8 protein-coding genes are annotated in these 13,187 nt (G+C 40.7%); 4 read left to right on the top strand and 4 right to left on the bottom strand.

Translation table 11 applies throughout. The annotated features are described in order from the left end of the window. Nucleotides 1–151: 151 nt before the first annotated feature. A complete protein-coding gene (locus MTN96_RS11760) occupies nucleotides 152–733 on the bottom strand; it encodes a Fe-Mn family superoxide dismutase (RefSeq protein WP_004588111.1) in 582 nt (193 codons plus the stop codon). A gap of 267 nt (nucleotides 734–1,000) precedes the next feature. On the opposite strand from MTN96_RS11760, the gene MTN96_RS11765 reads away from it, so the two are divergent. The 4 genes from MTN96_RS11765 to MTN96_RS11780 all read left to right on the top strand — a co-directional run bounded on the left by MTN96_RS11765 (nucleotide 1,001) and on the right by MTN96_RS11780 (nucleotide 9,308). Further along, nucleotides 1,001–1,339 carry a Grx4 family monothiol glutaredoxin gene (locus tag MTN96_RS11765; protein WP_004588110.1) on the top strand — a complete coding sequence of 113 codons (339 nt, stop codon included), beginning with the start codon at nucleotides 1,001–1,003 and terminating at the stop codon, nucleotides 1,337–1,339. A gap of 848 nt (nucleotides 1,340–2,187) precedes the next feature. Beyond that, nucleotides 2,188–6,645, top strand: coding sequence for a glutamate synthase large subunit (gltB, locus tag MTN96_RS11770; RefSeq protein ID WP_138611057.1), 4,458 nt, complete (start codon nucleotides 2,188–2,190; stop codon nucleotides 6,643–6,645). Nucleotides 6,646–6,654: 9 nt separating this feature from the next. After that, on the top strand, nucleotides 6,655–8,070 hold the full coding sequence (locus tag MTN96_RS11775) for an FAD-dependent oxidoreductase (RefSeq protein ID WP_004588108.1): 1,416 nt from the start codon (nucleotides 6,655–6,657) through the stop codon (nucleotides 8,068–8,070). 218 nt (nucleotides 8,071–8,288) lie between these two features. After that, nucleotides 8,289–9,308 (top strand): GGDEF domain-containing protein, encoded by a 1,020-nt coding sequence (locus MTN96_RS11780; RefSeq protein WP_248531675.1) that lies wholly within the window; start codon nucleotides 8,289–8,291, stop codon nucleotides 9,306–9,308. Between the two features lie 361 nt (nucleotides 9,309–9,669). Here the strand turns inward: MTN96_RS11780 and recN are convergent, their stop codons facing one another. The 3 genes from recN to nadK form a co-directional block, all read right to left on the bottom strand. Next, on the bottom strand, nucleotides 9,670–11,343 hold the full coding sequence (gene recN, locus MTN96_RS11785; RefSeq protein WP_024033375.1) for a DNA repair protein RecN: 1,674 nt from the start codon (nucleotides 11,341–11,343) through the stop codon (nucleotides 9,670–9,672). Nucleotides 11,344–11,418: 75 nt separating this feature from the next. Beyond that, on the bottom strand, nucleotides 11,419–11,985 hold the full coding sequence (locus tag MTN96_RS11790; RefSeq protein ID WP_248531677.1) for a hypothetical protein: 567 nt from the start codon (nucleotides 11,983–11,985) through the stop codon (nucleotides 11,419–11,421). 75 nt (nucleotides 11,986–12,060) lie between these two features. After that, a complete protein-coding gene (gene nadK, locus MTN96_RS11795) occupies nucleotides 12,061–12,945 on the bottom strand; it encodes an NAD(+) kinase (protein ID WP_004588103.1) in 885 nt (294 codons plus the stop codon). Between the last annotated feature and the right edge of the window lie 242 nt (nucleotides 12,946–13,187).

The following is a 13,187-nucleotide window of genomic DNA, read 5'->3' on the forward strand; positions in this document are numbered from 1 at the left end:
TGATATTTTTGTGCAATAAAATTAAAAATTTAAGTGAAAAAAGATCATGTGGCTAAATTAGCAATTTAGCGCATATAAAGGCGATTTTAATTTTATAAAGGCATAAAAAAAGACGCCGAGGCGTCTTTTTAAATCAGCGTATAATAGCTAATTAAGCGAAGTTAGCGTTCGCGAATTCCCAGTTAACAAGCGCCCAAAAACCTTTAAGGTAATCAGGACGAACGTTACGGTAATCAATGTAGTAAGCGTGTTCCCATAAATCCACAGTTAGGATTGGTGTAACACCTTCGTCTGTAAGCGGCGTTGCTGCGTTAGACGTGTTTACGATATCTAATGAACCGTCAGCTAGTTTAACTAACCATGTCCAGCTAGAACCAAAGTTATTAACCGCTTTGTCGTTTAATGCATCTTTAAACGCGTCAAAAGAGCCCCATTTAGCGTTAATAGCGTCAGCGATAGCACCTGTTGGCTCGCCGCCGCCATTTGGAGATAGACAGTTCCAGTAGAAAGTGTGGTTCCAAATTTGTGCAGCGTTGTTAAATACGCCACCTTCAGATGAACAAACAATCTCTTCTAAAGATTTGTTTTCAAATTCAGTACCTGGAATTAAACCGTTTAATTTAACAACGTAAGTGTTGTGGTGCTTACCGTGGTGATACTCAAGAGTTTCTTGTGAAATATGAGGCTCAAGTGCATCAATTGCATATGGTAGTGACGGTAGTTCAAATGCCATTTTTTTATCTCCATCTTCTTTTGGTTGATAACTCGCTTGATAGTACGTAATGCCTGATAGAACAGACCACTTACCTATACCAAACGAAAATATAGTGTTACTATAATTGTTGAGTATTTTACTCAAGTTTAAGCAAACAGCAATGCTATTGCTGAAGACTATTTCAATTGCGGCTTTATTTGCCCATTTTAAGTTATATATCTGTGGCCACAATGATTTATTTTCAAGCCCTAGGTATATCAAGCTATCGTCATTTTGAGGTTGTAGATGGAAACCATTGATAAAATTAAACAGCAGATTTCAGAAAACCCAATTATCCTTTACATGAAAGGGTCGCCTAAATTACCAAATTGTGGTTTTTCTTCACAAGCGTCACAAGCTCTAATGTCATGTGGCGAACCATTTGCCTATGTTGATATTTTACTTAATCCAGATATTCGCGCTGAGTTACCAGCATACGCAAATTGGCCTACTTTCCCACAGCTTTGGGTTGAGGGCGAATTAGTAGGTGGTTGTGACATTATCATTGAAATGTTTCAACGTGGTGAATTACAGCCACTGATCACTGAAACTGCAGCTAAGTATAAAGAAGCTGACGCAGAGTAATTGCTACTTCGCTAGATTATTAAAGCCACGTTTTACGTGGCTTTTTTGTGCCTATATATAACTTTATTACGTCTTAATCTCTTGAACAGCCCATCAGTGGGTGATTATAACCATTAATTTGTGCTCAATAGTTAGCAAACTCAGCCTTCGCCTCTCGTTTAGGTTCACCTAGTCAGGATAAGTAAGCAACAATGCTACTTATATAAGCGCGAATTTTAATTAAAATATGAGTTTTATATTAATGCGCAATAAGACGTAATCAATTTGTGGGGCTAAACGTGTCGCTATTTGCGCTAAAAAATTCTTTTTTAGAACAACTAAATAGCGATTTTTTTGCCCAGCTATCAACACGTTTTTCCAGCCTTACAATAGTTCGCTCAATCAAGCAAATTGGTATTAAATAAAAATTCACTACATCTGCACTAAAAACGACACCACAATTAATAACTATACTAATGAACGCTAAAAAAGCGTGATCCTAAACCTCTAATTTATTTAAAACGCATTAAACTATCTAAATGTTAACTGAACCTGTGGGAAATTAGTGAATATTTATTCATTGTTTTAGTGGTTTACGTTTACGTAAAGGGTATTGCTTTAACGCCTTTGTTTTTACAAAATGTTAAAATTGACACCAGTGTCATGAAAAAATAACGCGCAAATAAGCGCTAAATGTTAAAACTTATGGGTGAAAAAGAAATCTTGCCTTGAAGTGAGAAATATTCAAGAATGTGAATATGTATTCAAAATAATATTGACTCTATTTACTATAGAGGCTAGTTTTGTGCGTCTGTTAGCAAATCGTCGAGCAGTTCATTCACGTTAACAGTGCAGCAAGGGAGGGGTCTATGTTATACGACTCAACATTAGAAAAAGATAATTGTGGCTTTGGCTTAATAGCCCAAGTAAATGGTCAAGCTAGTCATCGGCTTATTCGTACAGCTATTACTGGACTTGATCGCATGCAGCACCGCGGTGGTATTTCTGCCGATGGTAAAACAGGTGACGGCTGTGGTTTATTACTACAAAAACCTGACAGTTTTTTCCGTGCTATTGCGAGTGAGCATAATTGGCACTTAGGTAAAAATTACGCCGTAGGCATGGTTTTCTTAAATTCAGATCCCGTTTTAGCACAAGCTGCAAAACAGGTTTTATGTGAAGAATTAGAACAAGAAACACTTAAAATACTCGGTTGGCGTGAAGTGCCTACTGACCCTTCAATGCTAGGGCCAATTGCGACACAGCAATTACCTGGTTTTGAGCAAATTTTTGTTAGTGCGCCTGAAGGATGGCGTTCTAAAGATTTAGAGCGACGTTTATATGTAGCACGTCGCCGTGCAGAAAAGCGTTTAGCAGAGGATGAGTCGTTTTATATTGCGAGTTTATCGGGGTTAGTGACTATCTATAAAGGCCTTATGATGCCTGCAGATTTGCCTAACTTTTATTTAGACTTAGCTGATATTCGTATGACCAGCGCTATTTGTGTATTCCATCAGCGTTTTTCTACTAATACCCAGCCGCGTTGGCCTTTAGCACAACCATTTAGGTATTTAGCGCATAATGGTGAAATTAATACCATTGAAGGTAACCGCCAATGGGCTCGTGCACGTTCGTATAAGTTTTCATCGCCGCTTATTCCTGATTTACAAAGTGCAGCGCCGTTTGTAAACGAAACTGGCTCTGACTCTTCAAGCTTAGATAACATGCTGGAGCTGTTTTTAGCCGGTGGCATGGATTTATTCCGTGCTATGCGTATGCTTGTGCCACCTGCATGGCAGAAAAACCGTGCTATGGATGATGACTTACGCGCATTTTACGACTTTAACTCTATGCATATGGAGCCGTGGGATGGCCCTGCGGGCATTGTTATGTCTGATGGGCGTTTTGCAGCCTGTAACCTTGACAGAAATGGCCTGCGTCCAGCGCGCTATGTTATTACCCAAGATGGCTTTATTACACTTGCCTCTGAGGTAGGGATTTGGGATTACACTGCAGATGAAGTGGTCGAAAAAGGCCGTGTAGGACCAGGTGAGCTGTTAGTAATTGATACTAAATTAGGCAAAATTTGGCACTCAGACGAAATCGATCAAGATCTAAAATCGCGTCATCCTTATAAGTCATGGCTTGAAGAAAACGTTAAACGTTTAACCCCGTTTGAAGAGCTTACCGAGCAAGATGCGGGTAATCGCTCATTTGATGACGAAACACTTGCTAAATACCAAAAAATGTTTGGTTACACTAACGAAGAGCTCGATAGTGTTATTCGCGTAATGGGTGAAAACGGCCAAGAAGCAACTGGCTCTATGGGTGATGACACGCCATTTGCAGTACTTAGCGAAGGGCATCGTTCATTGTACGATTACTTCCGCCAAAAGTTTGCGCAAGTGACTAACCCGCCAATCGATCCGCTGCGTGAAAACCACGTAATGTCATTGGCAACCTGTATTGGTAGTGAGCAAAACGTATTTAATGAAACCACAGGCCACGCTAAGCGCCTACAGTTTGATACGCCAATTTTAATGTATGCAGACATGCAGCAGCTACTAAATGCCGATGACGAGCATTACAGCTACTGTAAAATTGATATTACATACACAGCAGAGGAAGGTTTAGAAAAAGCGGTTGCACGTATTTGCGACGCTGCACAAGAAAAAGCAGCAGCCGGCTGTGTAATGCTTATTTTATCTGACCGTAACTTTAGCGAAACCCAATTACCAATTCCTGCTGCTATGGCGGTAGGTGCTGTACAAAAACGTTTAGTAGATAATAACTTACGTTGTGAGTCTAATATTATTATTGAAACAGGTAGCGTACGCGATGCACACCAATTTGCCGTATTACTTGGTTTTGGTGCAACCGCAATTTACCCATACCTTGCATACGAGTCACTGGTTGCGATGAGCGACAGTAAAGTGATTGATAAATCGTACTGCGAAGTGACGCTTTCGTACCGAAAAGCCATTAATAAAGGCTTGTACAAAATTATGTCTAAGATGGGCATAAGCACAATTGCATCGTACCGTTGTTCAATGCTTTTTGAAGCGGTTGGTCTATCTGATGCTATGGTAGAAATGTGCTTTAAAGGTGTGGCAAGTCGTATTAAAGGCGCCTGTTTTAGCGATTTTGATATTGATCAGCAAAAGCTTCATAAACTTGCTTTTAGTAAACGTAAGTTACTGAGCCATGGCGGTTTATTAAAATACGTTCACGGTGGTGAATACCACGCTTACAACCCAGATGTTATTCAAACGCTACAAAAAGCCGTACGTTCAGGCGATTATAAAGACTACGCAGCCTATGCTGACTTAGTTAATAACCGTCCTATTGCAACGCTGCGCGATATGTTAGCGCTTAAACTACCTGAAAAAGGCATTAGCATTGATGATGTTGAGCCGGCTGAATTTTTATACCAGCGCTTTGACTCTGCAGCTATGAGTATTGGTGCACTTTCGCCTGAGGCGCATGAAGCGCTCGCCATTGCAATGAACCGCTTAGGCGGGTGTTCAAATTCAGGTGAAGGCGGTGAAGATAAGTTGCGCTACAACACCGAGAAAAACTCACGTATTAAACAAGTTGCCTCGGGTCGTTTTGGTGTAACGCCGCACTACCTTCGTAATGCTGATGTAATTCAAATTAAAGTGGCGCAGGGTGCTAAACCTGGCGAAGGCGGGCAGTTACCAGGCGAAAAAGTAACGCCATATATTGCAAAGCTTCGTTATTCGGTACCCGGTGTAACATTAATTTCACCACCACCGCATCACGATATTTACTCAATTGAAGATTTAGCCCAGCTAATATTCGATTTAAAACAAGTAAACCCAGAAGCGATGATATCGGTGAAGTTAGTATCTGAGCCGGGTGTAGGCACAATTGCCACAGGTGTAGCTAAAGCGTACGCCGACTTAATTACTATCTCAGGTTACGATGGTGGTACCGGGGCAAGCCCATTAACGTCAGTTAAATACGCGGGTAGCCCGTGGGAGCTTGGCCTTGCAGAAACCCAGCAAGCGCTTGTTGAAAATGGTCTTCGTCACCGTATTCGCCTGCAAACAGATGGTGGTTTAAAAACAGGTTTAGATATCATTAAAGCCGCTATTTTAGGTGCAGAGAGCTTTGGCTTTGGTACAGGCCCAATGGTCGCGCTAGGTTGTAAATACTTACGTATTTGTCATTTAAATAACTGTGCGACCGGTGTTGCAACGCAAGATGAAACACTTCGTCAAAAGCATTACCACGGCTTACCAGAAATGGCGATGAACTACTTTAAGTTTATAGCTCAAGAAGCACGTGAAATTATGGCAAGCTTAGGTATTGCTAATCTAACTGACTTAATTGGCCGTTTAGACTTATTAGAAGCGATTGAAGGTAAAACAGCGAAGCAAAAGAAAATAGATTTATCGTCTGTGATTGCTCAGCCAAATAACCCAACGGGCGAAACCTTATTTTGCAGCGCACCAAATAGCTCGCACTATTTAGGTGAACTTAACGAAACGTTACTAGGTAAAGCGCAACAAGCGATTGATACCTCATCGGGTATTTCGCTCGTGAGTCGCATATGCAATACAGACCGTTCAGTGGGCGCAATGCTGTCGGGTTACATAGCCTCTAAGCATGGCAACCAAGGTATGGCTGCAGATCCAGTATCTATTGAGCTACATGGTACAGCAGGGCAATCATTTGGTGTTTGGAATGCCGGTGGCCTTGAAATGACCCTTATTGGCGATGCAAACGACTACGTGGGTAAAGGCATGGCTGGTGGTAAGCTTGTTATACGCCCACCACTGGGATCATCGTTTGAAAGTCATAAAGCGACTATTGCTGGTAACACATGTTTGTACGGTGCTACGGGTGGTAAGTTATTTGCCGCAGGCTGTGCTGGTGAGCGTTTTGCAGTGCGTAACTCTGGCGTGCAAGCCGTTGTTGAAGGCGTAGGTGATAACGGCTGTGAATACATGACTGGCGGTGTTGTATGCGTGCTAGGTAATGTAGGCGTTAACTTTGGTGCGGGTATGACAGGTGGTTTTGCTTATATTTTAGATGAGCGAAGTGACTTTGAAAAACGCATTAATCCAGAGCTTGTAGAAGTAGTAACACTTGATGATTTAAGTTCGCACCAAGAGCATTTACGTGGCCTAATTGCCGAGCATTTAGAGCTTACGGGTTCATGTCGAGCAGAAACCATTTTAGCTAATTTTGAACTGTACTTACCTATGTTCAAACTAGTTAAACCAAAATCAAGTGATGTAAAAAGTTTACTCGGGCACCGCGCTCGCAGTAGCGCAGAACTTCGTGTTCAAGCGCAATAAGGGGGCAGTATGAGCGAAAATGTATATCAATTTATAGACGTGCAGCGTGTTGATCCGCGCAAAAAACCAATCTCGTCGCGTAAAAAATCTTTCGTGGAAATTTACGAACCCTTTTCTGAGAATCAGGTAAATTCACAAGCTGACCGTTGTTTAGATTGTGGTAACCCTTACTGTGAATGGAAATGCCCAGTGCATAACTACATTCCACAATGGTTAAAACTAATTAGAACTGGCCGTATTTTAGAAGCGGCTGAGCTTTCTCATCGTACAAACAGTTTACCTGAAGTGTGTGGACGCGTTTGTCCACAAGACAGACTGTGTGAAGGTTCATGTACGCTTGATGAAGAGTTTGGCGCAGTAACGATAGGTAATATTGAAAAATACATTACCGATACCGCATTTAAAATGGGCTGGAAACCAGACATGTCATACGTGACATGGACGGATAAAAAAGTAGCTATTATTGGTGCGGGTCCGGCTGGTTTAGGTTGTGCAGATATTTTAGTGCGTAACGGTGTAAAGCCAGTGGTTTTTGACCGTCACCCAGAAATTGGCGGATTACTTACTTTTGGTATCCCTTCTTTCAAACTTGAAAAAGAAGTAATGCAAAAGCGCCGTGAAATTTTCACCGAAATGGGTGTGGAATTTAAGCTAAACGTTGAAGTGGGTGTAGATATCACTATGGACGAAATTTTAGCTGACTACGACGCGGTATTTTTAGGTGTAGGTACGTATCAGAGTATGCGTGCTGGTCTTGAAAACGAAGACGCGCCAGGCGTACACGACGCACTGCCATTTTTAATTGGTAACACAAATCGCGTTATGGGTTACGATGAAAAAAACCAAGCGTGCATTGATATGGCCAATCAAAAGGTTGTGGTACTTGGCGGTGGTGATACCGCGATGGACTGTGTGCGAACGTCTATTCGCCAAAATGCAGCTAAAGTAACTTGTGCTTATCGTCGTGATGAAGAAAATATGCCTGGCTCTAAGCGTGAAGTTAAAAACGCTAAAGAAGAAGGTGTAAACTTTACCTTTAATGTACAGCCAACGGGTATTGTACTTGATGATAATGGTCATGTTGCAGGCGTTAAAATGGTTAAAACACAACTGGGTGAGCCTGATGAAAACGGCCGTAGCCGAGCAGAAGTTGTACCAGGCTCTGAGCACGTACTTGAGGCAGACCAGGTTATTATGGCGTTTGGCTTTAAACCACACAAAATGGACTGGTTAGAAAAGTATGATGTAGAAATTAACCACTGGGGCGGCATTAACGCACCAGAGCAAGGTGAATTTACTCATCAAACAACTAATCCGAAAATATTTGCAGGTGGCGATATAGTGCGAGGCTCTGATTTAGTGGTAACGGCTATTTTTGAAGGGCGTAACGCTGCTGAAGGTATTATGGATTATTTAGAGGTTTAATTATCTCGTTAAGTTTTAAATATAATAAAGGCAAGCCAACTGGCTTGCTTTTTTTTTGCTTTTTCAAATGAAAAAGTATTAAAAAGTTGTCATTAACCAATAATTAACGTGTAAATCTTGCTTAAAGTACTATTTCAGTACAAACTTGCTGCTAACTTCTTTTTTAAATCCTCGGAAAATGAGCTTTTAAAGCTCGCTTGCAAATAAAAAATAATAATATGAATGCATACTCAGACAACAGAGAAAGAAAGCTAATTGTTCGCTTTTTTTCGACCATCGGATTTATAGCTACCTTCGCTATGGCGTGTAATGCATTGTCTAATGCTGATGTAGTGCTTGGTATTATGCTGCTAGTTTCAGCTGGTTTTTATGCGTGGGCTTTTAGCCTTTACCGCGCAGTTGAAAAATCAGCAACCACCATTTTATATAACCTTTACTGTTTAATGCTGTATTTAGTGATCTCGGGCGGAGCTGAAGGTACTGGGCCAATTTGGATATTTATTGTATCACCGGTGACTTACTCTATTAGAGGCCTTAAAAAAGGAACATTTGATATTGTTGCCTTTTTATTTGCCGTGATCGCCGGCTTTATTATTACAGATAACTTTAATATTTATGATTATCAGCCTGAAGCACTTCCACTAAGGGTGGTCATTTCTTTTATTATTGTTGCTTTATTAAGTGGTTTTTATGAGCGCTCACGCGAAAAATACAATGAAAAAATAGTCGCGCTGAGTCAAAAAAATGAGCGCCTTGCCACAATAGATCACTTAACTGATTTACCTAACAGACGTTTTATGATGAAAGAACTTGCTGAGCTTAAACATCTTCATAAAAAAAATAAGCAGCCGTATGTAATTTTGCTAGCTGATGTTGATAATTTCAAAAACATTAATGATAACTACGGCCACGACTTTGGTGATGAAGCGTTAACCCAACTTGCCAATATTTTAAAAAAGAGCATGCCAAAGCAAGGTATTGCTTCTCGGTGGGGCGGTGAAGAGTTTTTAATTGCACTACCAAACAGCGACAAAGATCAGGGGCAAAGTATTGCAGAAAAAATTCATGCAGAATTACAAAAAAATCCAGTGCGCATGAGTGGGAAATCGGTGGTATTAACTATAAGTATGGGGCTTGTGCAAAGCCAGTTAGATACAACCATAGCCCAAGACATAAAGCTTGCCGACGAGCGATTATACAAAGCAAAAGAGCAAGGTAAAAATAGAACTTGCTCTTAACGCTTGTGTTAGTTAATCCATAGAAAAACTATCAAGGTTGGGGCGGCTTTTACTTTTTCGCCGCTGTAAACTTAAATAGCACATTGCACAGCACAGTATCTGTGCTAATAAAAGTAACCATTGATTATTAGCCACTATGTTGCCAATAATAAACCACTGCCAAACACTCACCGTTACTTGATAAACCAATATAAGTTTTAAAAAGCTAAAAAGTTTTAGCTTAAATTCTGCGTGCTTAAACTTACTAAACCCAATAAGCAAAAAGCTCAAAACAACAAGTAGCCACCCAGTAACATGGCAAAAATTTATCAGCATGCTTTGCATTTAAAACGTCTCTCCACTGTTGTAGCAAAAGTATAACTTAGGCGTGCGCCATAATAAGCTCTTTAGCATTTGCTTTAGCGGTTTTACTTATATTATCGCCGCCAAGTAAGCGTGCAATTTCATTAATACGGCCGTCTTTATTTAGGCTGAGCATTTGAGTAAAGGTCTCGCCTTGTGCTATTTCTTTTGCTACAAAAAACTGCTGATGCGCACTACTTGCAACCTGGGGTAAATGGGTTACACAAATAACCTGTGTTGATTTTCCTAGTTGGCGTAGTAACTTCCCTACAGAGGAGGCGGTAGGACCTGATATACCTACATCCACTTCGTCAAAAATAAGCGTTGGCGTTGTCACTTTTTGGGCAATGATCACCTGTATGGCAAGGCTAATACGCGACAGCTCACCACCCGAGGCAACTTTAGCTAAAGGTTGTAATGGCTGCCCAGGGTTAGTAGAGACCAAAAACGAGACGCTATCAAAACCTAATGCATTGGGTTGGCGCTCAGCTTCTTGGGTAAGCTGAATTTCAAAGACCCCATTTTCCATCGATAAATTAGCCATGCTTTCACTAATTAATTGATTTAATGTATTAGCATATTTATGGCGACTTTCGCTTAGCTGATCACTGGCGTGCTGGTATGCACTTAGCGCATTAGTTATTTCATCGTCTAATTGCGCCAAACGTGAGCTATTGTTACTAATTGATTCTAGCTCTTGTGTTAAACCTTGATGAAACTCAACCAGCTCTTGAGGCTTTATATGATGCTTACGGGCTAAGTCCATTGCGCCACTTAAGCGCGCTTCTACTTCTGTTAATCTAGCAGGGTCTAAGTCGGCCTGCTCTGCGTAGTTTCTTACTTCTCTGCTTGCTTCTTCAACTTGCACTGCGGCTTCATCTAATAATGCAGCTACACTTGCTAAGCTTTCGTCATAATTTGCAAGCTCGGCAAATTGCTGAGCGCTGTGTTGCAGCATTGAACAGGCATTTTGCTCATCACTTTCGTATAAATGTTGAAGTTCGCGCTGGCAGGCTTCTAAAATGGTTTGGCTATTACTTAGCTTGTAATGTTCGGCTTCTATTTGTTCAAACTCGCCGTCTTGTAAGGCAAACTCATCTAATTCGGCAACTTGGTATTCGAGTAATTGTTTTTGAGCGGCTTGTTGTAATTGCTGTTGCTCAAGCTGTTTAAATTCTTTTTGCAGGTTTGCATATAATTTAAAGCTTTGGCTAACCGCTTTTACAAGCTGATTGTGGCCTGCGTAGGCGTCTAGCAGTTGCAGCTGGTGTTCAGCTTTTAAAAGGTGCTGATGAGCATGCTGTCCGTGTATAGAAATTAAATACTGTCCCAGCTCTTTAAGTTGAGCTGCTGTAACAGCGCTGCCATTAATATAGCTTTTGCTACGGCCATTTTTACATACAACGCGTCTAAGTAGGCATTCGTTGTCGTTACTCGTTAGCATGTGTTGTTCTAAAAATGCTTTAGCAAGAGGAAGGGCAGTTAAATCAAATTGTGCGCACACTTCTGCTTTATCTGTGCCAGGGCGAACCGCCGACGCTTCAGCGCGCTCGCCTAAACACAGTGAAAGTGCATCAATGGCAATCGATTTACCCGCGCCGGTTTCACCCGTGATCGCCGTCATGCCGTTATGCCACTCAGTGCTTAAGTTACTTACAATTGCAAAATTTTTAATTTCTAAACCAATTAACATACTGTTTATCCATCCAGTGAATTAACTGTTAATTTATACAGTGTTTAGGTTTTTTGCAAATTAATTTTTTACTTTTTAAGCAACACTCGCATTTTGAGAAAACTGACTATCAGAGTCAGTACTTTCATAAGAAGGTGTTTCGTCAGTATTTTCAAGGCTTTCGCTTGGGTTTTCAGGTGTGTCAGTTTTAATTTGTACAATCAATGAGGGCAAAATTTCATGATAAAACGCTTTATTATATAGTATGCCTTGCTGGGGTAATTCACTCACAAAGTACTGTATATTATCTTGTAGCGCTTGGGCGTTTTCACTTTGCAGTGCTTTTTGAAACTCAATCGAAAGCGTGCTCACTAAGCTGTCGCTAATATCTTCTAAATGTTGCAGGTTTTCATCAGTATGGGGCTGAACTACAAAAAAATTGGCCACAATTGCCTGAATTTGCGCTACATACTTAGGTCTTATTATTTTGGCTTCTAATAAATTGTTTAGCTTGGTTTTGAGGCGAGTGTTTACTTGGGCAACACGTTCGTTAAATTGTTTTTTCTTGGTTTCTAACGCTTTTTTTCTATTGTTTTCAACTCTAATATAAGCGCCAAGCAAAGTGATAAGTAATAACAAAGCAAAGATAACAACATAAGTCATTGCTAGATATTCCTAGTTTGATTAATTTTTATTTGTCTTGTATTTTGCGCTAAAGCACTACGCTTGGCAATAAAATTAGTATAAACGGCTGCCCCAATTAAGTTTAGTACGTAAAACGTTGTAGTAAGAGTAGTTTTTTGGGTGAATTAAGCGCAGTTTTCTGTCGGCTTTTTTAATAACCACTTCATCGCCGGGTAAAACGGCAAGCACTACATGGCTGTCGCAACTGACTTGTAAGCTGTCGGTGTTCTCAAGGCTTAACTTTAAGCGTACCTCGTTATCGGCATCAACCACTAAGGGTCTGCTTGATAATGTATGCGGGAACATAGGCACTAACGAAATTGCATTAAGCTCAGGTGTTAAAATGGGCCCGCCACCCGATAAAGAATAAGCTGTAGAGCCGGTAGGGGTTGATACAATTAAACCGTCAGAGCGCTGAGAAAACACAAAGTCGTTATTTATAAAAGCCTCAAACTCAATCATGTGGGCAACTTTGTCGGCATGTAGCACCGCTTCGTTAACGGCTGAATTAGCACTTTTAAGTTCGTTATGGCGGTATACTTCTACCTCGAGCAAAAAGCGTTTTTCTTCTAAATATTCGCCGCTTAACACTTGCTCTAGGCTACCTTCAAAGCCCTCTGGGTTTAAGTCGGTTAAAAACCCTAAATTACCTCTGTTTACGCCTATTACAGCTACATCAAAGCGTGCAAGTACGCGTGCAGCACCAAGCATATTGCCATCACCCCCTACAACAATAGCAAGGTCGGCTTGCTCGCCTAAGCTAACAAGGTCAACTTGATGAGTATCAGGGACATCTGATAACTGCCCACCGGTGCGCTTTTCTACAATCACGGTAAAGCCAAGAGCCGATAAAAAAGTATGTAAACGCTGTAACGTAGCCGCAGCTTTAGGGTGGTTTGGTTTACCTATAAGGCCAATAGTTTTAAACGGTGAGTGCATAACGGCTGCAATAAAAAGTAATAATATTTTTGTAGGGTAACTCAAAACAGAAGTGTTTGAAAACACAGATTTACCAATATGATAATGATTCAATTACGCCTGTATATTGCCAGGCTCACCTAAGAGCTGATTATTGGCTCATCAGATTAAATTACCCCTTTAATTTTTGTATTTAATGCTTAAAAATAGTTACTGCAGTGTTTTATTGTAATGCATGCAACAACATATTCACTTAAAGCGTG

It is taken from the genome of Pseudoalteromonas sp. 2CM28B (assembly GCF_023161935.1).

Coding starts and splice junctions, on each gene's coding strand:
- MTN96_RS11790 (WP_248531677.1), bottom strand. CDS start 11,985: ATGACTTATGTTGTTATCTTTGCTTTGTTATTACTTATCACTTTGCTT.
- nadK (WP_004588103.1), bottom strand. CDS start 12,945: ATGCACTCACCGTTTAAAACTATTGGCCTTATAGGTAAACCAAACCAC.
- recN (WP_024033375.1), bottom strand. CDS start 11,343: ATGTTAATTGGTTTAGAAATTAAAAATTTTGCAATTGTAAGTAACTTA.
- gltB (WP_138611057.1), top strand. CDS start 2,188: ATGTTATACGACTCAACATTAGAAAAAGATAATTGTGGCTTTGGCTTA.
- MTN96_RS11760 (WP_004588111.1), bottom strand. CDS start 733: ATGGCATTTGAACTACCGTCACTACCATATGCAATTGATGCACTTGAG.
- MTN96_RS11780 (WP_248531675.1), top strand. CDS start 8,289: ATGAATGCATACTCAGACAACAGAGAAAGAAAGCTAATTGTTCGCTTT.
- MTN96_RS11775 (WP_004588108.1), top strand. CDS start 6,655: ATGAGCGAAAATGTATATCAATTTATAGACGTGCAGCGTGTTGATCCG.
- MTN96_RS11765 (WP_004588110.1), top strand. CDS start 1,001: ATGGAAACCATTGATAAAATTAAACAGCAGATTTCAGAAAACCCAATT.